The sequence below is a fragment of the Cytobacillus sp. T106 genome, assembly GCF_040492155.1.
GTDB classification, from domain to species: domain Bacteria; phylum Bacillota; class Bacilli; order Bacillales; family Cytobacillaceae; genus Bacillus_AB; species Bacillus_AB infantis.
Genome location: NZ_JBEUMK010000004.1, coordinates 159485 through 180987, shown reverse-complemented (window position 1 = coordinate 180987; position 21503 = coordinate 159485). Strand labels below are relative to the sequence as shown.

The 21503-nt window shown below is 47.2% G+C and carries 26 protein-coding genes; 18 read left to right on the top strand and 8 right to left on the bottom strand.

Annotated elements, in window-relative coordinates; all coding sequences use genetic code 11:
• Window positions 1-11: 11 nt before the first annotated feature.
• Window positions 12-1145, bottom strand: a complete 1134-nt coding sequence (locus ABU165_RS11305) for an NAD(P)/FAD-dependent oxidoreductase (protein ID WP_311225126.1) — start codon at window positions 1143-1145, stop codon at window positions 12-14.
• 153 nt (window positions 1146-1298) lie between these two features.
• Here ABU165_RS11305 and ABU165_RS11300 point away from each other — a divergent pair, with 153 nt between their 5' ends.
• Together ABU165_RS11300 and ABU165_RS11295 are read left to right on the top strand one after the other, a co-directional pair.
• Window positions 1299-1844: a putative periplasmic lipoprotein gene (locus ABU165_RS11300; protein ID WP_009792525.1), complete on the top strand. Its 546-nt coding sequence runs from the start codon at window positions 1299-1301 to the stop codon at window positions 1842-1844.
• A 110-nt stretch (window positions 1845-1954) separates the two neighbouring features.
• Entirely contained in the window at window positions 1955-2119 is a 165-nt protein-coding gene (locus tag ABU165_RS11295; RefSeq protein ID WP_009792524.1) for a DUF3934 family protein, read from the top strand.
• Window positions 2120-2184: 65 nt separating this feature from the next.
• On the opposite strand, the gene ABU165_RS11290 is transcribed toward ABU165_RS11295, so the two are convergent.
• Together ABU165_RS11290 and ABU165_RS11285 are read right to left on the bottom strand one after the other, a co-directional pair.
• Window positions 2185-2340, bottom strand: a complete 156-nt coding sequence (locus tag ABU165_RS11290; protein WP_009792523.1) for a hypothetical protein — start codon at window positions 2338-2340, stop codon at window positions 2185-2187.
• A 52-nt stretch (window positions 2341-2392) separates the two neighbouring features.
• The gene (locus ABU165_RS11285; protein ID WP_129613844.1) at window positions 2393-2830 is read right to left on the bottom strand and encodes an Lrp/AsnC family transcriptional regulator; all 438 of its coding nucleotides are present in this window, start codon (window positions 2828-2830) and stop codon (window positions 2393-2395) included.
• A 121-nt stretch (window positions 2831-2951) separates the two neighbouring features.
• Between ABU165_RS11285 and ABU165_RS11280 the strand changes: the two genes are divergently transcribed.
• The 6 genes from ABU165_RS11280 (at window position 2952) to ABU165_RS11255 (ending at window position 7234) form a co-directional block, all read left to right on the top strand.
• Window positions 2952-3437 (top strand): carboxymuconolactone decarboxylase family protein, encoded by a 486-nt coding sequence (locus ABU165_RS11280; protein WP_009792521.1) that lies wholly within the window; start codon window positions 2952-2954, stop codon window positions 3435-3437.
• Entirely contained in the window at window positions 3437-3985 is a 549-nt protein-coding gene (locus ABU165_RS11275) for a cysteine hydrolase family protein (protein WP_148950656.1), read from the top strand. The genes ABU165_RS11280 and ABU165_RS11275 overlap by 1 nt, the downstream gene beginning before the upstream one ends.
• A 235-nt stretch (window positions 3986-4220) precedes the next feature.
• Window positions 4221-4682, top strand: a complete 462-nt coding sequence (locus ABU165_RS11270) for a sigma-70 family RNA polymerase sigma factor (RefSeq protein WP_396349988.1) — start codon at window positions 4221-4223, stop codon at window positions 4680-4682.
• Entirely contained in the window at window positions 4679-5149 is a 471-nt protein-coding gene (locus ABU165_RS11265) for a hypothetical protein (protein WP_148950655.1), read from the top strand. Before ABU165_RS11270 ends, ABU165_RS11265 begins: the two co-directional genes overlap by 4 nt.
• A complete protein-coding gene (locus ABU165_RS11260) occupies window positions 5149-6249 on the top strand; it encodes a hypothetical protein (RefSeq protein WP_009792517.1) in 1101 nt (366 codons plus the stop codon). The genes ABU165_RS11265 and ABU165_RS11260 overlap by 1 nt, the downstream gene beginning before the upstream one ends.
• A gap of 40 nt (window positions 6250-6289) precedes the next feature.
• Window positions 6290-7234 carry a LiaI-LiaF-like domain-containing protein gene (locus tag ABU165_RS11255; RefSeq protein ID WP_101552163.1) on the top strand — a complete coding sequence of 315 codons (945 nt, stop codon included), beginning with the start codon at window positions 6290-6292 and terminating at the stop codon, window positions 7232-7234.
• A gap of 39 nt (window positions 7235-7273) precedes the next feature.
• Here ABU165_RS11255 and ABU165_RS11250 read toward each other — a convergent pair whose 3' ends face one another.
• On the bottom strand, window positions 7274-7462 hold the full coding sequence (locus tag ABU165_RS11250) for a hypothetical protein (RefSeq protein ID WP_156916983.1): 189 nt from the start codon (window positions 7460-7462) through the stop codon (window positions 7274-7276).
• Between the two features lie 163 nt (window positions 7463-7625).
• Between ABU165_RS11250 and ABU165_RS11245 the strand changes: the two genes are divergently transcribed.
• Window positions 7626-8981, top strand: coding sequence for a TrkH family potassium uptake protein (locus ABU165_RS11245; protein WP_009792514.1), 1356 nt, complete (start codon window positions 7626-7628; stop codon window positions 8979-8981).
• 97 nt (window positions 8982-9078) lie between these two features.
• Window positions 9079-9597 (top strand): spore coat protein, encoded by a 519-nt coding sequence (locus tag ABU165_RS11240; protein WP_318060660.1) that lies wholly within the window; start codon window positions 9079-9081, stop codon window positions 9595-9597.
• Here ABU165_RS11240 and ABU165_RS11235 read toward each other — a convergent pair.
• Complete coding sequence (locus tag ABU165_RS11235; protein ID WP_318060659.1) at window positions 9538-10188, bottom strand: hypothetical protein; 651 nt, start codon at window positions 10186-10188, stop codon at window positions 9538-9540. The genes ABU165_RS11240 and ABU165_RS11235 overlap by 60 nt on opposite strands.
• 255 nt (window positions 10189-10443) lie before the next feature.
• Here ABU165_RS11235 and ABU165_RS11230 point away from each other — a divergent pair, with 255 nt between their 5' ends.
• From ABU165_RS11230 to ABU165_RS11215, 4 genes are all read left to right on the top strand, one after another.
• The gene (locus tag ABU165_RS11230) at window positions 10444-10692 is read left to right on the top strand and encodes a hypothetical protein (RefSeq protein ID WP_318060658.1); all 249 of its coding nucleotides are present in this window, start codon (window positions 10444-10446) and stop codon (window positions 10690-10692) included.
• A gap of 15 nt (window positions 10693-10707) precedes the next feature.
• Window positions 10708-11265 carry a GNAT family N-acetyltransferase gene (locus tag ABU165_RS11225; RefSeq protein ID WP_306009453.1) on the top strand — a complete coding sequence of 186 codons (558 nt, stop codon included), beginning with the start codon at window positions 10708-10710 and terminating at the stop codon, window positions 11263-11265.
• Window positions 11266-11880 (top strand): TetR/AcrR family transcriptional regulator, encoded by a 615-nt coding sequence (locus tag ABU165_RS11220; RefSeq protein ID WP_009792509.1) that lies wholly within the window; start codon window positions 11266-11268, stop codon window positions 11878-11880.
• 263 nt (window positions 11881-12143) lie between these two features.
• Entirely contained in the window at window positions 12144-13073 is a 930-nt protein-coding gene (locus ABU165_RS11215; protein ID WP_022543268.1) for a diacylglycerol kinase, read from the top strand.
• A gap of 235 nt (window positions 13074-13308) precedes the next feature.
• Here the strand turns inward: ABU165_RS11215 and ABU165_RS11210 are convergent, their stop codons facing one another.
• Window positions 13309-13638, bottom strand: coding sequence for a hypothetical protein (locus tag ABU165_RS11210; protein WP_022543270.1), 330 nt, complete (start codon window positions 13636-13638; stop codon window positions 13309-13311).
• 609 nt (window positions 13639-14247) lie between these two features.
• Here ABU165_RS11210 and rlmD point away from each other — a divergent pair.
• Complete coding sequence (gene rlmD / locus ABU165_RS11205; RefSeq protein WP_148950652.1) at window positions 14248-15624, top strand: 23S rRNA (uracil(1939)-C(5))-methyltransferase RlmD; 1377 nt, start codon at window positions 14248-14250, stop codon at window positions 15622-15624.
• A gap of 84 nt (window positions 15625-15708) precedes the next feature.
• Window positions 15709-16638, top strand: coding sequence for a glutaminase A (gene glsA, locus ABU165_RS11200; protein WP_148950651.1), 930 nt, complete (start codon window positions 15709-15711; stop codon window positions 16636-16638).
• Window positions 16639-16679: 41 nt separating this feature from the next.
• On the opposite strand, the gene ABU165_RS11195 is transcribed toward glsA, so the two are convergent.
• A complete protein-coding gene (locus tag ABU165_RS11195) occupies window positions 16680-17570 on the bottom strand; it encodes a TetR/AcrR family transcriptional regulator (RefSeq protein ID WP_148950650.1) in 891 nt (296 codons plus the stop codon).
• Window positions 17571-17752: 182 nt separating this feature from the next.
• On the opposite strand from ABU165_RS11195, the gene ABU165_RS11190 reads away from it, so the two are divergent.
• Window positions 17753-19297, top strand: a complete 1545-nt coding sequence (locus tag ABU165_RS11190) for a DHA2 family efflux MFS transporter permease subunit (protein WP_009792502.1) — start codon at window positions 17753-17755, stop codon at window positions 19295-19297.
• A gap of 78 nt (window positions 19298-19375) precedes the next feature.
• Here ABU165_RS11190 and ABU165_RS11185 read toward each other — a convergent pair whose 3' ends face one another.
• Window positions 19376-20050, bottom strand: coding sequence for an NAD(P)H-dependent oxidoreductase (locus ABU165_RS11185; protein ID WP_009792501.1), 675 nt, complete (start codon window positions 20048-20050; stop codon window positions 19376-19378).
• A 281-nt stretch (window positions 20051-20331) separates the two neighbouring features.
• Between ABU165_RS11185 and ABU165_RS11180 the strand changes: the two genes are divergently transcribed.
• Window positions 20332-21414, top strand: a complete 1083-nt coding sequence (locus ABU165_RS11180; RefSeq protein ID WP_353762662.1) for a YsnF/AvaK domain-containing protein — start codon at window positions 20332-20334, stop codon at window positions 21412-21414.
• The last annotated feature ends 89 nt before the right edge of the window (window positions 21415-21503 follow it).

The following is a 21503-nucleotide window of genomic DNA, read 5'->3' as shown; positions in this document are numbered from 1 at the left end:
CTCTTTTCCTGTCACTCGCTTTTTTGATCCTTTAAAGCTCCTTGAACGTGATAAGGATTGAGATCAATGTCCGTATCATGCCCCAATGCCAGCTTTGCAAGCTGCTGTCCAAGAAACGGCCCCATCGTCAGGCCGGAGGCGCCAAGACCGTTGGCAGTGAGCAGGCCTCCCCACCCAGGGACAGCTCCGATGACCGGAAGGAAGCCGGGAGTAAAGGGGCGGAAACCGACCCTGGCTTCTATCAGACTGGCATCCGCCAGGCCGGGAGCTGTAGAGAGGGCTTTTGCAAGGACCTCCTGCATGCCTCCGGCTGTGATTCTCGCATCAAAACCGGATACATCATTTTCATGAGTTGCCCCTGCAACAATCCGTCCGCCGGTAAAGGCAAGCAGATACTGGTCACCGGGGGGCATAAGGACAGGCCAGCTGTCAGTTGCTTCATCCGGAAGCTTTAGGTGGGCAATCTGGGCCTTCTGATAGCTGACATCCATTTCAATGCCGAGCGGCTTGAATATTTCCGCTGCCCATGCGCCGGCACAGACGATGACAGCATCTGCCTCCCATTGTTCTTCACCGGCAAGGATGCCTGTCACCCGGTTTCCTTCATAGATCAGTGAAGCATCCTTCTCGAGAAAGACTGCCCCTTCCTTTTCTGCCGCACGGATCAGGGAATCCCTCAGTGCCCGTCCGTCTACCCGGGCGGCTCCGCTGACCTGCACTGCTGCAAACTCTTTATCAGCCGGAGGGAAAGCCTCAGCTGTCTGTTCCCGGGTAAGAAGAGTGACTTCCCCGATTTCCGGTGCTTCTTCCCTCCGCTTCAATGTCCGCTCTTCCGCTTTTTCAAGCTTATCGGTTTCCTTGTGCAGGATAAGGGCACCAACCCTGCTGTAGCCTGTATCCGGCTCGCCGCGTTCCTCAAGCTCCTTCACGAGCTCCGGATAATAGCGTGCCCCCGCTTTAGCAAGCCGGTACCAATCTTTATTGCGCCTCTGCGATACCCATGGGCAGACAATGCCGGCAGCAGCGGCAGTAGCCTGTCCTTTTTCATTCCGGTCCGCCAAGATCACCCGGTTCCCCGATTTTGCCAGGTGGTAGGCAGCTGAGGCGCCCAATATCCCTGCACCTATCACAATATATTTTTTCATAGCCTGCATCCTTTATAATGGAATTTAGTTATAGTATACCGTCCTGTCGGCTTAATTGTAAAAAGTGCATAGAGCATCTTTGTGGAATCTGGCAGAATATGTATTTTTGTGTGATATAATAAAAGCATCCTTACAAGAAAGCAGTGACAATAGATGAAAAAACTCCTCATGATCGGCCTTGCCGCAAGCCTTCTTGCAGGCTGCCAGAATATGCAGAGCGGAAAACTGGATACAGATAATCTGAAAAAAGTGGAGATGGCCGACGTGGATAAAGAACAGGCCAAAAAAATTCCTGTTACATATGAAGCGCAGACTGTTGAAGAGGGACTCGATGCGCTCCCGTTTGAAATGAAGCTGCCGAAAAAGCTGCCGTTTGATGGGGAGGGGTTTCAGCCGCCGGCTATTATGGATATGAACCATACCGGAAAACAAATCAAGGCGGAATTCAAGGCCATTCCAAAAAGCAAAAAAGAGGATTACTTGCTGATGGTTTTTGCTGATTACCCGGTCGAATCCTCCGAGCAGCCCAATTCCGAACCAGTGGAGCTTGAAGGAGGGGCAGAGGGCATGTATCAGGGAAACACCTTGTCCTTTCTGCGGGATAAGGTTCAGTACACCATTATGTACAATAACAAAGCCATTCCGGAAGATCAACACAAAAAAGAGCTGACTGAAATGGCCAATGAGATGCTGAAGTAGTTCGCTTAGCAGGCTCCTGATATGGTATGCTAATGTTCATGTGCAAGCCTTGCTGCGGACCGTGTGTTGGCAGGAAGAACGCTTCACAGTTACATGGGAGCTGATTATTGATGACCAAAGCAAAAAAAGGAAAAAGCGGCACTGGCAGCGGAACTGGAAAGAAAGGGTGGAACCGCTGGCAGGCGGGTGCCAAAAAAGCAAAAAGCGCCAAGCCATATAAAAGCAAAGGCACAAAAAATCAAGGGAAATCCGGGGATTCCGGCGGGAATGACTAAGGATGGGGATAAGAGCCAGGAAGTTCCTCTGGCTCTATTTTATTTGTTCATAAAGACCACTGCAGTTATTTGTAATCCTGCTGATCCTCTCTTCCGTCATTTCCTTCATCAACGCCCGTTGCCCGGTTGAATGCCTGGGAGATGATATTGAGCCCCTGATCCATCGCGTCCATCGACTTCATTTTTTCCCCGACCTTTTTGTCCTTCTTTTGTTCTTCCATAAAAAGCACCTCCTGTGTTTATAGGATTCGATGCTATCCATGGATTATGCGCCTATTCCAGGAAGAAGCTGTTCACAGGCACCTCCGACAGGGCAATATGGGTGACTGTTCCTGCATAAGGTGTAATTTCATTGATGAATCCTTCAATATCCTCAAGCTTTTTCAGTCTCAGCTTGACGAGATAGCAGGCCTGGCCGGCTATACGGGAGCAGAATTCCGCGTTGGGGACCTCAGCCATTTTTTCCCTGAACTTCTGATAATCTCCTTGCCGCAAGGTGACTTCTACAAAACATTCAATCCCATATCCGAGTTTTTTATAGTCAATGGAAATGGTGTATCCTTTGATGATTTCCTCACTTTCCAGGCGTCTGACGCGTTCTGTGACTGAAGGGGCTGAAAGGTTTACTTTCTTTGCCAGCTCCCTCATTGATTGCCGGCCGTTTCTCTCCAGCTCCTGCAAAATACGCTTGTCTGTCTCATCGATTATCATTTGTAAGCCTCCTTGGTAGAAACATATTTCATTTGAAACGAGTATCGGTATAAACTGGTTTCAGATTTAATTCATTATTATTTTAATTCCTTCTATTATAAAAGCAAAGGAGGAGTTGCAAATGCCAAGAATCAAATTGAATGAAAAACAGGGGGAGACCAATTTTCAAAAAGCGCTGGCTTATGTGCCAGAAGTGGCCGCCCTGTATGATGCCCTGTATGAGCAGCTGTGGAATGAGGAAGGAATCAGCCTGGACGTAAAAGAGAAGGTGCGTTTATATCTGGCTAATAAAAATGGATGTGCGACTTGCATGAGCCTCTCGTATACCGGCGGAATGGAACAGAATGAAGCCATCGCTTATGCTGTGGAGCACAATAATTTCTCGGATTTCTCTCATTGGGACCGGAAGCTGTTTGATTTTCTGGAAACCTACAGATCCAATCCGCGGCTCTTAAAAGACTCGGATTTGGAGTGGCTGAAAAATTCCTATGACGAAAAGGAAATCATGAAGCTGCTGGCACTCATCAATCTTTTTGACGGCTATCATAAAATGATTGTCAGCCTTGATTTATACGATTTTTGTTCTTTAGGGAAGGAGGGTGCCTGATGGCTGTTCTGCTGTTGGTTGATATCCAGAAGGCCTTCGAGGATCTTTCCTGGGGTGAGCGGAATAATCCTGGTGCGGAAAAAGAAGCTGCAAGGCTTTTGAAGCATTGGAGAAACTGCAATCTGCCGGTGATTCACGTCCAGCATACCTCTCAAAGCAGGGAGTCTTTATTTTTCAAAGGAAGCATCGGCCATCAATTCAAGGAAGAGGTGAAGCCTGCAGCTGGGGAAAGCATTATCCAGAAAAGCGTCAACAGTGCGTTTATCGGCACGCCCCTTGAAGATTTGCTTAAAAATCTAAGAAGCAAAGAGCTTGTCATTGCCGGGCTGACCACACCCCATTGCGTTTCAACCACTGTCCGGATGGCAGCTAATCTCGGCTTTTCAGTCTGGCTGCCGGAGGATGCCTGTGCATCCTTTGAACGGAAAGGCCACGACGGCACCGTCTTCTCTCCCGGTCATATTCATCAAACAGAGCTTGCCATCCTCCATGGGGAGTTTGCGGAAGTGTGTACTACTGAAAAAGTATTAAAGGAAATCCCGGCCTGAAGAGCCGGGATTTTTTGATTCCAGTGGGATCCGGAATGGGGGATGATAGAATGAAAAGGACTTTTAATTTTTTTTTTTAAAACCTGTAGGGGTCTTTTATCCCGGTTTCGTCTATTACGTTGGAAGCTGCCAGAAAGGGGGAGAGAGAGAGATTAGCGACCAAGTTCTTATCCAGCAAGCGAAGAGCGGCAAGGAGCATGCCTTCCGGCTCCTGGTTGAAAAATACAGCAATGATTTGTTCCGGACAATCTTTGCAGTATTAAGGGACCGGAAGGAAGCGGAAGATGCCGCTCAGGAAGTGTTTATAAAAATCTATTCCTCTCTCCCCCAATATGAGGACCAGGGCTTTAAAACCTGGATCACCAGAATTGCAGTCAATCATGCTATTGATGTAAAAAGAAAGAGGGACCGGCGCAGGGAGGATTCCCTTGAGTATGCCGGATATGAGCTTCACGGCACCCAAAAAGAGGCTGTAGAGGCCGAAGTTATGAATAAGGAAAGGCGGAAACGGGTGAGGGAAAAGCTTCACCAGCTGCCTGATAATTATCGAGATGTAATCTATGACTTTTATATAGCTGAAAAAAGCTATCAGCAAATAGCGGAAGAACAGAATGTCCAGGTGAAGACTGTGGAGACAAAGCTCTACAGAGCGCGCTTATGGATGAGGAAGCACTGGAAGGAGGATGATTTCTCATGAAGCACTTTACGTATGAAGAGTGGAAGCGGTATGCGAATAATGAACTGGCAGAGGCGGAAAGGGAAGTTTATGAAAATCATCTGTACAGCTGTGATGAGTGCCTCGACGTCTATCTGGAGGCAGTTGCGGTAACAGAGCTGCCGCAAATGGAAAGCGGCTCAGGCTTCACTGATCTGGTGATGGCGCAAATCTCAGCAGAAGCATTAGAGCCTGCCCAGCCTCCGGTTTATGAAGAAAAGAAGCGCAGGCCATTCTACCAGTCGCCGCTGTTCCACTACTCCCTTGCAGCGGCAATGACCATCCTGCTCATGACGACCGGTGTTTTCCAGTCGATCACCCAGTATGCTGGAGCTGTTCAGGATCCGGATTTCCAGGAAAAGAAAACATCTGTGACAGAAGGGCTAGTGGATAAAACCTTTGCCTGGATGGATACGATCGAGAAGAAGAATAAGGAGGCAAATAAATAATGAAGAAAAATCCGATTATCGCTTTTCTTTTAGCTTTTTTCCCTGGGGGAGGCCTGCTTTATCTGGGAAAGACCCTTAGAGGTTTATTTTATACAGCAGCTGTGTTCGGGCTGATGATCTTAACGGTGGCTTTGATCAGCATGTATGTTTACGGGGACGGGGCAATCATATTTGCACTGTTCGGCCTGCTGATCTATTTCGTCAACTTTATTGATACGGCCATCACTGCATCAAAGCTCTACCAGCAGGGCGGCACAGCCTTTACGGATGGCAGCGGGGCTGCCGGATCAGCTAAGCCGGCAGCAAGCCAGGAGTCGGAGCGCTTTTTTACCATCATCTTGTCCTTTGTGCCTGGTCTTGGACACTTTCAGCTGGGCCTGATGAACCGGGGATTAACGCTCCTGACCGCTTTTCTTGGTCTTGGTGTGATGGTGCTGTTTGTGTCGGTGCTGACCCATCGAAGTGAGTTCCTTGTATTCTGGGCGATCCTGCCGGTTATTTGGGTATACGGCTTCTTTGATAGCATCCAGCAGCTGAACCGTAAGCATCGGGGAGAAGAGCTGGTGGACCGTACAATCATGGAGGATTTCGAGTCGAAGCGGGATGAAGGCAAGAAAAGCAAATCTATTGCCACATTCCTGTCCATTTTTCCGGGAGCAGGCCATCTGTATCTCGGACTGCAGCGGCGGGGCATTCAGCTGATGGCTGCCTTCCTGTTCTCCATTTATATCCTGGATGTACTTAGGCTGGGGATCTTCCTGTTCCTGATTCCGATCATCTGGTTCTACAGTTTCTTCGACGGACTCCAGAAATCATCCAGATATGGAAATGAGCCTTTGGAGGATACGCCGATCATTTCGTATTTCATCAATCATCAGAAATGGGTGGGGATCGGCCTGGTCCTTGTAGGGCTGTACTATCTGACAACAAGCATCGTCCTTCCCGCCATTTCTCCAATGCTGTATAACATGATTGATATAGACATCCGCTATTGGTTTGACCGCTACTTCCAGACAGGCATTGTATGCATCCTGCTGATCGGCGGCGGGCTGCGCCTCCTTCTTGGCAGCAAATCTGTAAAAGAAAAGGCGGTTGATTAATTTGGGCATGGATGAGAAAAATGAAGGGCGGAATAAAGGAATGAGGACATGGCGTGTTGGTACATTTTCCATGGGGGCGGCACTGCTTTTCCTTGGGGTTTTCCTGCTGCTTTCGCGTATGCTTGATATGGATTTCGGCTATGCCATGATGTCATGGTGGCCGATCATCCTCGTAATCCTGGGAGCGGAAATCCTGCTTTTCCTGCTTTTTTCCAAACAGGAAAAGCCTTATTTGAAATATGATTTTCTCAGCATTCTCTTTGTCGGCATTCTCGGCACGGCCGGCATCGGATTTGCGGCAGTCAGCTCAACGGGCATTCTGGATAAATTGGATGATGTGGTGAGCAGGGAAGAACGGACTATGGATCTGCCTGAGTTCACCGAAAAGCTGGATGGAAGCATTAAGAGGGTTATTGTCCAGACCGGAAATTCCCCGATTACTATTGAAGGTGCTTCCGGGAAAGACGTTTCCATGTTTGGCACCTACAGGGCAATGACTGGCAAAAACGAAAAACTGGTTTCAAAGCCCTCAGATTATGTCAGTTCCCACCGGAACGGCGACTCGCTCTATATCACGGTCAAAGAGCTCCCGAATGAAACAGCGGGGCCGTTTGAACGATACGCCTCCACAGATGCCACGCTCCTTATTCCTAAAGGTGTGAAGCTTGAAGTGACAGGAAGCGGCAACACGGTGACCATGAAGCCGAGGGAGCTGATGAGCGACTGGAGTGTTGAACAGGTATCCCATGTCTCCCTTTATATCCAGGAAGAAAGCAGCCTGAAGGTAAATGCCTTTGATATAAAGGATCTTCAGGGCAGCGAGGGAGACTGGAAGGTGACAAAAGAAGAAAAGCCCTCTGCTGAAGAGGGATATGCAGATTCCGGCAGCGGCGGAAAGGATGCAACCTACCAGTCTGGCAGCGGAGAGCACCGGATCAGCATTTCCGGCAGCTATAGTGTGAGTTTGAATACAGCTGCAGAATAAGATGCAAGGCCGATTGGGCCCTGCATCTTTTTGTTATCCTTATACTTCTTGTGCGGAACTGCTTTTGATTGTTTCTTCTTTTTTAGCCTTTGCCCTCATGTACATGCCGATATTCAGGATAACAAGGATGCTCGAAACCATTAAAGAGCGGTCTGTCAGCCCGTCGCGGAAAATATAGCTGGACGCAGCCGCCAGAATAATGAGTGCTGCGAGTAATAAATGGTGCATGATCTTATTTCCTCCCATAATGTCTTTTTCCCAAGTATACAGGCCGGAAATTTCAGCGCTGTGAACAGAACCTTACGGGAACCTTAACAAGGCAGGAATTAACAGCAGGGTGAAAATTGGGTATACTGAAAAGACTCATACTCTTACATAACGTTGGTGAAATATGAAGACATTTATTGAAAAAGTCCTGGAGCGGTTATCTTCCGCGCAGCTGATTGTTCTGTTCTACTTATTTGCTGTTATTCTTTCGGCTGTACTGCTGGAGCTGCCGATCACCCTGAAGGAAGGCGTTGAACTGTCCTTTATAGATGCTTTTTTTACTTCAGTCAGCGCCATCAGCGTCACGGGCCTCTCCACTGTGAATGTCAGCGAGATCCTCAGTGTGCCAGGCACTTTTATCTTTGCTTTTATCCTGCAGTTCGGCGGAATAGGGATTATGACGCTTGGCACTTTTTTCTGGCTGCTTGTTGGAAAGAAAATCGGGTTAAGAAAAAGGAAGCTGATCATGACCGATCAGAATCAGTACAATCTTGCTGGACTGGTCGTGCTTATCAGGCGTATTCTTGTTATCTTTATAACCATTGAATTAATTGGCGCCATCATTCTTGGCTTTCATTTCCTGAGGTATTTTCCTACCTGGCAGGAGGCGTTCCTTCAGGGATTCTTTGCCTCTGTCAGTGCAACGACCAATGCGGGTTTCGATATTACAGGGCAGTCCCTGATCCCGTTTGCTGATGATTATTTTGTGCAGCTCATTAACATCATCCTGCTGATCGTCGGGGCCATCGGCTTTCCTGTATTGATTGAGATACGAGAATTTATACGGCATCGCGGTACGATTCCGTATAAGTTCACCCTTTTTACCAAAGTTACGACCGTGACCTTCTTTCTGCTGGTTGTACTGGGTACTGCGTTTATCTGCCTTTTTGAATATAATCATTTCTTTGCTGATAAATCGTGGCATGAATCCTTCTTCTACGCGCTGTTCCAATCTGTATCAACCCGGAATGGGGGGCTCGCAACCATGAATATCAGCGATTTTTCAGAGCCAACCTTGTTCTTTATCTCTATCCTGATGTTTATCGGCGCCTCTCCCAGCAGTGTCGGCGGAGGAATCAGGACAACCACCTTCGCTATCATGGTGCTGAGCATCTACACATATGCCAAGGGCAATACGCATATCAAAGTGTTTAAAAAGGAAATCATGCAGGAGGATGTAATCAAATCTTACATTGTGTTCGCAACCGCTATCCTGATTTGCAGCCTGGCAGTCATCCTGCTCACCTTCACTGATCCGAAGTTCACCTTTCTGCAGATTGCCTTTGAGGTGGCTTCTGCATTCGGGACAACCGGCCTTTCCATGGGAATTACAGCGGATCTGACGGATGCAGGGAAAATCATCATCATCCTGCTGATGTTCATCGGGCGGATCGGCATTCTGTCCTTCCTGTTCCTGATCAGGGGAACCCCGAACAAGGAAAGATATCATTATCCGAAGGAAAAAATCATAATTGGATAACATACAGCAGCCTGCTTCGAAAGCGGGCTGCCTTTTTTTGTTCATGAATGGGATATCTTTTCAATATATAAATATATACACAATGGGGGGGATTGGAATGATTATAAAAGCGATAGATCTTGGGCTGATGTCAGAGCATTTAATGGTGCATAAAGGTGTCCTTGGAAAGCTGGAGCTGTATTTTTGCCTGGCGGAGGATGAGAGGCTCAAACAAATACTGTATGAACAGGCTGTGGTGATGAAAAACCATGTAAATGTGATGATCAAGCTGATGAATCCAGAGACAAATGAAGGAGTGACTGCAGCCGCCCTTCAGGAACTGAAACCATTAGAAATGGTATGCACCGATACGGAGGGAAGGATGAGCGATCAGGAAATCGCCCTGGAAGCGAGAAACACGGCAAAGTCGATGGCCGGCACCAATTTCAGCTCGGCACTTGATATGAAAACCCCGAATGTCCGCCGCATTCACATACAGATGGCACTTCAGCAGACAGGGATACAGGAAAGATACAGTGAACTGATTAAGGAAAAGGGCTGGGAATACGCCCCCGATTCAAACAGAGGGGAGCAGGAAGAGGCTGCCCGCCGATTCAAAGAGCTGTTTAGAGAATAAGGCCTGCTGCTCTTCTAAAATCCACCATCTTACCGCATAATGGCTGTTTGGGAGGTAGGCGATCTTCAGCTTCCTTCCCTCCAGCCGTTCTTCATAATAGCTTCGGCTGATATCCATGGAATACACGTCCACCATCAAATCATCAAAAATAAGCTCCTTTACAAACTCGGTGCCTGTTTCGGGATCATCGTACTCTGCCTCATCTGGAACACCTTCTACAAACAGGAACTCTTTATTTTCATAGGCATCCTTATCCTTGTAGAGCAGATGGGCTTCGTGTATGAAATATCCCCCGGATGCGAGGAATACTATGGTAAAAAGAGAGATAATAATTCCCCCCGACCAGCTTTCTGCAGTCCATACTAAAGCCAGGAAAGCAAGGCCTGCGCAAAGGCATATAGAGACAGCAATAATTAAGCTGAGTACCTCCGACCAGAGGAAATCGTTAATCAATCCGGACACACCCCAAAGAACGAGCGAACAAATCAAAAAGAAAAGGCTTCCAATGCCAGAGATTGCAGTCAGCCATTCCAGGACAGACTGCGGCCTTTTAATTTTTTTGTTTTTGAAGTTCGGCTTCTTTTTCTTCATATAAACCTCCATCTGCCTTTTTCTTTTTATACGTTAAAAAAGGAGAGAAGTTTCGTCAAGAAAAGCAGAAGGCATTCAGGGAGATCCGGAAAGCAAAGAGCGCCAAATCAGGACTCTATGCATTTTAATCAAGTAAAAGATAAAATGTTTGAATTTTTAGATATATATCCTTATAATTAAATAAACTAATTGGTTTATTTAATGGGGAAACAGGGAAACACAATGCGGTTGTTTTAAGAAAAGCGGGTGAGAAAGATGAGCAGAAGAAGAATCTCAAGCGAGATGAAGAAAACGAGCAAGAGCATCCATATGGAAGAATGGATATGGGAGCTTTCCGGGCATATCCAGCCTTGCCGGTCAGGTGCGATTAAGGAGCTGTTCTTAGATAGAATCAGAACAGAACTGGTGAAAGAGGGGCTGATAGGTGAAGATGCTGTTATTACCAAAGAGCATGGGGAACTTTTTGCAGGGCTGATGGAGAAGCGTGCAAAAAGCTGCGGATAGAAAGGATTTTGCGTGATGGAAAACTATTTTACAGGAAACCGGGTCAGTCTGCGGCCTTTTAGAGAAGGAGACAGCATCCATATTTATCAGGCCCTCCTCGATCCTGAGTTCAGGAAGCTTACAGGGACACAGACCTTTTTTACAGAAGACAGCCTTGAAAAAGCCTATAAGAACTTTGCTGAAGCCAAATCACGGATCGATCTTGTCATAACAGACAAAGAGACAGGAGCTGCGATAGGGGATCTGGCTCTGACGGAAATTGATTATATCAATAAAAATGCCAGCCTCAGAATTGCTCTTTATAAAAAAGAGCATTACGGAAAGGGGCTTGGAACGGAGGCTATTTCGCTTCTGCTTCAATATGCCTTTGAAGTACTCAGCCTTTACCGCGTGTATCTCAATGTGTATGAGTATAACAGCCGGGCCATCAGGGCTTATGAAAAACTGGGATTTGTAAAGGAAGGGGCTTTCAGAGGAGAACTGCTTTGGAATGGAGTCCACTACGACAATCTGATCATGGGCATTCTCAGGCATGAGTTCCGTCCTATGAGCACAAACAGGGAGGGGAATTGAGTGCCTCCGATTGTATCAGAGGAGTATAAACGGAATAAGAAGAAGGAGATTTTGGCCAGTGCGCTGAGATGCTTCGCCAGGAAAGGCTTCCAGGCTGCATCCATCGACGACATCGTTGCAGAATCAGGCATCAGCAAGGGTGCCATCTACAACTATTTTAAAAGCAAGGATGATATTTATATCACCCTTATGATGGAGCAGACGGAGGAAGCTAATGACCGCCTCCTGAAGGAAATCGAGGCACTTGATTCCGCCGGTGCCAGGCTTTCTTATCTTTTTGACCGCTACAGCCGCTCAAGGCCGGATAAAGACATGAAAGATTACATCGTCGTCCATTATGAATTTACACTTCATTCTTCGCGGAATGAAGAGATCAGCAGAGTGCTGAAACAGCGAGGCAATCAATTCTTTATTGACCTTATCCTCAAAATTGTAGAAGAAGGCAAGGAGTCGGGAGAATTTGCAGCTGAAACCGATTCCCGTCTTATCGCCAATATGTTCTGGGTGGTGGTTGACGGAACGAATATCCAGCGCATCCTCTTTGATGATTTTCCTTCAGATAAAGTTTTTCAGACGTTTAAGCAGTTTATGATGTCGTATATTAAGAGTGGATGAGGCTGAGAATTACCTCACCGGTATATCCCTGAAAATCTGCCGCCGGCAGGTTTTTTATTTTTTCAGCAGCTGATGCAGAGAGAGGATAATTATCGCCAAAAGGGGTATAATGCCAAGGTGCATAATCGAAAAAATTAAGGGTAAAATTATGCTTTTCAAACTGTATGGTGTTAAAATTATGAAGGAAGCTTATTTCCTATATTAAGGAAAAAGTAATGGACAGTTTTGAATTGAGCGTCAATTTTATTAATAGGATGATGGGTATGAAAAGAGCAAGAATCATTTATAATCCAACCTCTGGACGGGAAATTTTCAAGAAGAATCTGGCAGAGGTGCTGCAGAAGCTGGAGGAAGCGGGCTATGAAACCTCGTGCCATGCTACAACCTGTGAGGGTGATGCCACTAAGGCGGCACGTGTAGCAGTGGAACGGAAATATGATTTGGTCATAGCAGCCGGGGGAGACGGAACGATCAATGAAGTGGTCAATGGGATGGCCGAGCAGGAGTACCGGCCGAAGCTTGGCATCATTCCGTGCGGCACGACCAATGACTTTGCCCGTGCGGTCCATATTCCCCGCGATGTACAGGCTGCAGTTGATATCATCATACAGGGCGATACGATTCCTGTTGATATCGGCCGGTTCAATGATAAATATTTCATTAATATAGCCGGGGGCGGAAGGCTGACCGAGCTTACGTATGAAGTGCCGAGCAAGCTGAAAACCATGCTGGGGCAGCTGGCCTATTATCTGAAGGGCATTGAAATGCTTCCTTCGATCAAATCCACGGAAGTCAGCATTGAATACGATGGGAAGCTGTATGAAGGTGAAGCCATGCTCTTTTTGGTCGGGCTTACCAACTCGGTTGGGGGCTTTGAACGCCTGGCCCCGGATGCGTCGATCAATGACGGGCTGTTTTCCTTGCTGATCCTGAAAAAGACGAATCTCGCCGATTTCATCCGGATTGCATCCATGGCAGTAAGAGGAGAGCATATCCATGATCCCCATGTCATCTATACACAGGCCAACCGGATAAAAGTTACCTCCAAAGAAAAAGTCCAGCTGAACCTGGACGGAGAATTCGGCGGATTGCTTCCTGCTGAATTCGTCAATCTTTACCGCCATCTTGAAGTATTCGTGCCAATCGATAAAATCCGCAAGGAAGACCGGCCGTACGAAACTGTGGAGGAATAAGAAACAGGGAAGAGAGCTGGTGTCTCTTCCCTGTTTTTTTTGTTTTACAAAAGGCGCGGAAAAGCTCCCGCGCCTTGTCTCATCTTATTTATGCTTTATGCTTAATCAAATCAGTAATTGCGTGGTAAATCTCCATTCCCTGGTAAAGAAACAGAGTAGACGCCGTTAATGAAAAAGCGCCGATCATTAAGAATCGAATCCACATAATATTGTCCTCCTTATTGTTTGTTTAGCTTTAGCTGAACAATGCAGGAGAACGGTCCACATAGTTGGACTGATAAAAGACGCTTTTCAGGAAAAAATGATGAAGTGCGAAAGCAAGATGGCGGACAGCCAGGAATACCATGATAGCTGCCAGCAGGATAACAGTGGAACTGCCGGGTAATGCGGAAGGTTCGTGCTTTTCATCCGCAGTCAGCTGGAATGATTCCCCGGTTTCTCCGAGAAGGGCTGCCTTGCTTTCATGGACGGGCTGGTGATCCTGATGGATTGGCTGATAATGAACGAACAAAAATGACAGGATTGTCATTAAAAGCAGTGCTGAAACAGCTCTCGCCTTTCTCATCTTCTCACACCCCTTCGCCAAATAGAATATTACCATCATATCGCCTTTGTTCATGTTTTAAAACAAAAAAGTTTTGACAAAATCCCCAGTTTTGACGCGATTTGGGGATGAAAAGGTTTACTTTGCTGCTGTATCAGGGGTGGGGAAACTTTGTGTGTTTTTCATGTGCATGCGGTTGGTTTCAGCTAGTGAGAATGTGGCAGGGGAGGCGGTTATTTGCGAGTTTTGGGATTTATTTGCGGGATATGATTTTTATTTGCGAGTTTTCAATAATATTTGTGACTTTCGGCATATATTTGCGACTGTCCTTAGATCGGGGGACTCTGCAAGCAGGCCGCACATTCCGGTTATTAGCAACTTTTCAAGTTTATTAGCAACTTTCCCGTTTTATTAGCAACTTTTCCCATATACTAGCAACTTTCCGATTTTATTAGCAACTCCTTCAATATATTAGCAACTCCATTCCGCCTATCCCTCAAACCCAGCCCAGCTCACTGCTAACCCCACTCTCCCCAAAATCTCCACCACCTTCGCTTTCCCCCACCCTTTGTGGTACAATCTTGCTAGTCAATAGAGCCACGGAAATTAACACAGCAAAGGACGAACGTGATGAAGGGTACTGTTCCAGTTCAGAAGAATGATTATATAGATGTAATGTTTGAAGATTTGACGCATGATGGGGCGGGAGTCGCGAAGGTGGATGGCTATCCGCTGTTTGTGCCGAATGGCCTGCCGGGCGAGAGGGCCCAGGTGAAGGTGACGAAGGTGAATAAAGGGTACGGGTTTGGGCGTTTGATGGAGATTTATGAAGAGAGCCCGCACCGTGTCGTTGCTCCCTGCCCGATTTATAAGGAGTGCGGCGGCTGCCAGCTGCAGCATCTCAGCTATCAGGGCCAGATGCTGGCAAAGAAAAAGCAGGTGCGTGATGTGCTTACAAGGATCGGAAAGCTTGAGGACGTGAAGGTTCATCCGGTTCTCGGGATGAGTGAGCCGTGGAGATACCGGAATAAGGCACAGGTGCCGATAGGCGAGCATGAAGGCGGTCTGATCGGCGGCTTCTACCAGCAGCGATCCCACCAGATCATCGATATGAAAGAGTGTCTGATCCAGCAGGAAAAAAATGATGAAGTCGTCCAGACAGTCAAAGAGATCTGCGCCAAGTATGGAGTCAGGGCTTATGATGAAGGGCGCCATAAAGGTGAGCTCCGCCACATCATGGCGCGGCATGGACTTGTAACCGGAGAAGTGATGGTCGTGCTGATTACAAGGACCAATGAGCTTCCGAACCGGAAAAAGATCACCGAGGAAATTGCAGCGAGCATAAAAGGAATCAAGTCGATCGTCCATAATGTGAACCCGAAGAAAACGAATGTGATCTTTGGAGACGTCACCCGTGTCATCTGGGGCGAAGAAGTGATCTACGATTATATTGGCGATATCAAGTTCGCCATCTCAGCCCGCTCTTTTTACCAGGTCAATCCGGAGCAGACGAAGGTGCTTTACGAGAAGGCGCTTGAATATGCAGATCTGTCAGGCGAAGAAAGCGTCATAGATGCTTATTGCGGAATCGGCACTATTTCTCTTTTCCTCGCTCAAAAGGCAAAGAAGGTCTTTGGAGTGGAAATCGTGCCTGAGGCAATTGAGGATGCCAAACGCAATGCGGCTCTTAACGGGATAACAAATGCGGAGTTTGCGGTTGGGGAAGCGGAAAAGGTCATCCCTGATTGGTATAAGGAAGGAAACCAGGCGGATGTCCTGGTTGTCGATCCGCCGCGCAAAGGCTGTGATGAAGCCTTGCTGCAGACGATTCTAAGCATGAAGCCGAAAAAAGTGGTCTATGTTTCCTGCAATCCTGCCACGCTTGCCCGCGATTTGCGGATCCTTGAAGACGGCGGGTATAAGACAGAGGAAGTCCAGCCGGTTGATATGTTCCCGCAGACGATGCATTGTGAAGCAGTGGCAAAAATCACCCTAAAAGATCAATAATCCATAAAACTGAGGCAGCCCCAACCAGGCTGCCTTTTCACATACTTCCAAACACTCTGACCAATACTAAAACGGGTGATGAAAATGGCATGCCGTTCTAGTGATGAATTAAAAAAACTGGTTGAGGAAGCGCGGAAGGAGACGGTGCACGGAAGGGTGGCCGATTATATCCCTGCGCTTGGTAAGGCGGATCCGGGGGATTTATCCATTGCGATCCAATATCCTGGCGGCGAATGCGTCTCTGCCGGTGATGTTGAGGAAAAGATTACGCTTCAAAGTGTGTCAAAAGTAATCAGCCTGGCCTATGTTTTAATGGAAAGGGGCCCTGATTATGTGTTCGACCGTGTGGGGATGGAGCCGACGGGCGATCCGTTCAACTCGATTGCCAAGCTTGAGACCATGGCGCCTGCCAAACCGCTGAATCCCATGATTAATGCAGGGGCGCTTGTCGTTACACACATGGTGGAAGGAAGTTCTCCTGATGAGCGTTTCGAGAAGCTTCTTGGTTTCGTCCGGCTGCTCGCAGATGATGAAACGATCGGCTACTGCCGGGAAGTAGCAGAGTCCGAATTGAGGACAGCCGACCTGAACAGGGCGCTTTGCTATTTCCTGAAGCAGCATGATGTTATCCAGGAAGAAGTAGAACATCTGCTCGACTTATATACGAGGCAGTGTGCTATTGAAATGAACTGCCTGAACCTGGCGAGGATTGGCCTTGTTTTTGCGCTGGATGGAAAAGACCCGCGGACAGGCGGGGAAATCATGCCTAGGGACATCGCGCGGATCTGCAAGACCTTTATGGTAACCTGCGGCATGTACAATGCTTCAGGCGAATTTGCGATCAAAATCGGGATCCCGGCGAAAAGCGGTGTTTCAGGAGGGATCATGGGTGCGGTCCCTGGCCGTTTTGGCATTGGCATCTTCGGGCCGGCCCTTGATGAGAGGGGAAACAGCATTGCAGGGATCCGGCTTTTGGAACTGCTGTCGAAGAATTACAGTTTAAGCATGTTTTAATCCAATCATAAAACCCGCTGCAATTACAGCGGGTTTCTGGCTTATGCCGGTTCCTTGATCTGGTCAAAAAATGCCGAAATAAGCTGTTCAAGTTTGTCGGTATCCATCGGTTTGAATAAGCCGCTTGCCTTAATGGTTGCCAATGTGCTCTCAATCAAAAACCTTCTCGGATTCTTGGATCTTAGAAGCTCTTCCTGTATAAAATCAAGAAGCTCCACATATTTAGGCTCTTCTTTGTTGATTGCTTTTTTCAGCGTTAGGACCGTGTGGTGGAGATCCTTTTGGAAGCCGGGATTTGGGTGTCTGCAGTCTGGCGCCCATTTATCCAGAAGTTCAGGCTGAAACAGCTGGTCTTCTGTACTGGATACCTCTTCAACCATTTTCACAATTCTCTTTACACTGTACTGTACCACCTGGTGGATGCTGGCATTCACTTCATTCGCAATTGTGTGATATTTCAAGTTCTGATTAAGGATCCCGAGAAATATGATCGAGCAGTCAAGAAGATAGTATTTCTTGCTTTCGCCGAACAGGTCGATGAACCGCTGATACAGCCAGCGCAGCATGCGGAGCTGTCCGCGTTTGATGAATTCCTTCAGGTCTTCATCATTTAAGATGTAGACTTCTTCGAAAAGGGCGATCAGCTTATTCGCTCGGTTCGTTATCAGCTGAAGCTCGATCTGCTGGATGAATATATCTATATCGGCAGGATCCTGGCCAATGAGCAGTTCATTGCGTTCTTTTTCCAGCTGGGAATAGATGCTTCTGACCATTTCAATCAGGAGTTCATTCTTAGATGGAAAATAATTATAGAAGGTTCCTTTGGAGATGCCGCTGTACTCCAGGATATCCTGAATGCTGGTGGCCTGGAAGCCTTTATCGATAAACAGCTGGTGTGCCATTTTGATCACATGCTGTTTCCTGTCATTCATAAAATCACCTTTTTTAAGTAGTATACTGCCTGTATAAATTTTATAGTACACCATTTATTATGCCAAAACAAATCCAGTTATTTCAACGGAATTTAATGATTGCAATCTTTGTACCGATGGTATATGATATGTTTTGTGAAACAGGAGTCCAATATATTGGACTTAAAGTATAGGAGGAAAAAATGGAACAAAAAATAAATAATACAGGCAGGCCGCCGTACGGTATGATCGCGGTTCTGATGATTGGCGCCTTTATTGCTTTCTTGAATAATACGCTCTTGAATATCGCGCTGCCTTCTATCATGAAGGAGCTTGAAATCGGCGCATCAACCGTTCAATGGCTGACTACCGGCTTCATGCTCGTAAACGGAATTCTAATCCCGACAACTGCTTTCCTTATTCAAAAATATTCTGTACGCAGGCTGTTCCTTGCAGCCATGCTTTTATTTACAGCGGGGACTGTGCTGGCCGGAACTGCGCATATTTTCCCGGTATTGCTGGCTGGAAGGATGCTTCAGGCATCAGGTTCGGCTATTCTTATGCCGCTTTTGATGAATGTTATGCTGATCAGCTTCCCTGTTGAAAAAAGGGGAACGGCGATGGGTGTATTTGGACTGATCCTCATGTTTGCACCTGCAATCGGCCCTACGCTGTCAGGATGGATCATTGAGCACTATGATTGGAGAATGCTGTTCCACTTCATTACTCCGATTGCGGCAGTAGTTCTGCTTGTCGGATTCTTCCTGCTGAAGGATAAGAAGGAAAAAGTGAACATCCGCCTGGATATGCTGTCTCTTATCCTGTCCAGCATCGGTTTCGGCGGAATCCTTTACGGGTTCAGCTCCGCGGGGGACAAAGGCTGGGACAGCCCGCATGTGTATGTAACCATTACAGTGGGTGTTATCTCGCTGATTATTTTCATCCTGCGCCAGACAAAGCAGGAGCGCCCGATGCTGAACTTCGGGGTTTATAAATATCCGATGTTTGCTTTATCATCAGCCATTACAATGGTAGTCAATATGGCACTGTTCTCAGGGATGATCCTTCTGCCGATCTATGTGCAGACCCTTCGCGGAATCTCGCCTATGGATGCAGGGCTTCTGCTTCTGCCTGGAGCCATCATCATGGCATTCATGTCGCCTATTACCGGCCGTTTGTTCGATAAATTCGGAGGCCGCGTGCTTGCGATCATCGGACTTGCGATCACTGTAGTAACGACTTACCTGTTCTCAAAGCTTACTCTTGATACAACTTATACAAATTTGATCATTCTTTACTCTGTCCGTATGCTTGGGATGTCCATGGTTATGATGCCGGTATCAACTAATGGCCTTAACCAGCTGCCAGCCCAGTACTATCCGCACGGAACAGCGATGAATAACACTTTGAACCAGGTATCTGGCGCGATTGGAACAGCGTTGCTTGTGACAATCATGTCAACGCGGACCAAAACCCATGCTGAAGAGATTGCTGCTGATGCATTGCAGCAGTCGGCAGGGTCAAATGCCGGCGTCCAGCCGACAGAAGCTGCGCTTGCCCAAATGGAGCAGCAGATCGGCATGCAGGCTATGCTTGAAGGCATCAATGATGCTTTCCTTGTGGCAACCTTCATTGCTGGTGTTGCCCTTGTGCTTGCCTTCTTCATCAAGCGTGCCAAGCCGGCTGAAGAACCATCTGAAGCAAAATCTTCACAGGAAAAGACTGCACCAAAGCTGGCTGAAAACTAATAGAGAAAAGGAGAATGTCCATGGGGCATTCTCCTTTTTACATTAAAAAAAGGAAGAGCAGAATCTTCCTTTTCCCTTTTAATATGTTTTTACCACATCATCGAAAGCCCTTCTTGATTTCGGACGCGGATCTTTTGTACGGTAGCCGAATGCAACCATGACGGATATGCCGAAGTGGCCGTCCTCGAGGATGCCTTCCTCCTGGAGCAGTTCATTCATTTTTTCAATATTAAAGCCTTCGATCGGACAGGAATCGATGCCAATCTGGGCAGCAGCTGTCATCATATTAGCAAGGGCGATGTAGGTCTGCTTGGAAGCCCAGTCATACAGCGGACGGTCTCCTTCAAGAAGCTTGAAATCATCTTTCTGGAATTCCTCAACCCGGCCAAGGTATTTTTCGAGTATATCAGAAGGCATATTCAGAACATTGGTGAATTGGTCTTTTAAATAATCCGAGTCATACTTAGTATCCATTTTGGTCCGCGCCAGAATGACGACGAAATGGCTCGCATCAGGCAGCTTGCTGTAAGCACCCCAGGAAGCGTTTTTAATTTTTTCCCGAAGTTCCGGGCTTTCAATGACAGCAAAGCGCCAAGGCTCAAATCCGAATGAGCTTGGAGAGAGACGGCCGGTTTCCATGATGAAGCGGAAGTCATCCTCCGGGATTTTTTTATCTGGATCAAATTCCTTTGTTGCGTGGCGGAAATGGTAAGCGTCCAGAATCTCCTGCTTTAATTCTTCTTTATTGCGCATCTCGTCAACTCCTTCTATTTTACTCTCATTAAAATTACCATAATCCATTTTTTAATTCATGAAATCGGCTCGGCGGGAAATGGTAATGGAAAAATCTGTTTGATATTCCTCTATTTCCATAAATTATTTGACAGGCAGTGCGGGTACATAACAACTACACCTGAATAATAGAACATCTTGGAAAGGCTGGATGAGGCAGAACTTTTTTTGTATGTTTCCAGCAGAGTCCATCGGGTAATTAAAAAGCATATTAAAATCTAAAAATACAGGAGGTAATCATGATGAATGACAACAAAAAGTTCATTGGAGTATTCGATACACAGGAAGAAGCAATCAAGAAGATTGACGACTTAAAACTCCAGGGCTACGGAGAATCGGATATTTATGCGGTTGCGAAGGATGCCGATGATATCTCTATGGTAAGAGGGCGAACCGGTGCAGAAGTGGAAGGAACGGATGCAGACGGCGGTTCATGGCTGGACAAGTTCATGTCATTCCTGACCGGTGAGGATGAGGTCCGCGGAGGAATGCAGAATATGGGACTGACAGATGCAGAGGCTGACCGCTATTACAGTGATATTCAGGCGGGAAAAATTCTGCTGTACGTTGATAAGGATTATGATCAATACTATGGAGACCGGACACTTGCTAATGAAGCAAACCCTACGAGCCCTGCTGCTCCGACCCTTGATGCCACAGGCTATGGGGCAGTAACCGGTCCGAATAATACAGCAGGTACAGCCGGCATGGCAAACACTGCAGGAATGCGTACAGGCAGACTGACCGACGAGCCGGACGGCTATGTAGAGGGCGTCAAGGCAGATGAATTGACCGGCTCTGCTGATGTAGAGGGTGTCAAGGCAGATAAATTGAACGGCTATGCTGATGAAGATGACTTGACTGACGAACAGCGCCTGCGCCTGCGTGAGGAGCGCCTGCAGGTTGACAAAGAGCGCGTCCAGACCGGTGAGGTTCACGTTGAAAAAGACGTTGTAGAAGAAGAGCGTTCAGTTGATGTGAATGTCAGCCATGATGAAGTATATGTAGAACGGCGCAAAGTTGACGGGCAGGCCGTTGATGGAGATGCCGGACCGATTGTCGATGACAATGACGATATAAGAATTCCCATTACTGAAGAGCGTCTGGAAGTTACGAAGAAGCCTGTCGTGACTGAGGAGCTTGTTGTCGGCAAGCGGAAGGTTGAGGATACAGAGACTGTCAGGGATACAGTCAAGCGTGAAAAAGCCCATGTGGATGGTGCGGATGATTACGATGAAGATGACCGTGATTCCGGCACAGCCTATCTGGGCAGCGATCAGGACGACAGCCTGGCAGACCGTATGGACGATCGCGGCCGCTTCTAATCTGAATAAAGACGAAACAGCCAGCATCATGCTGGCTGTTTTTTCTGTGCAGAATTTTATTTACATTCACATATCGGTGGTATAAATTG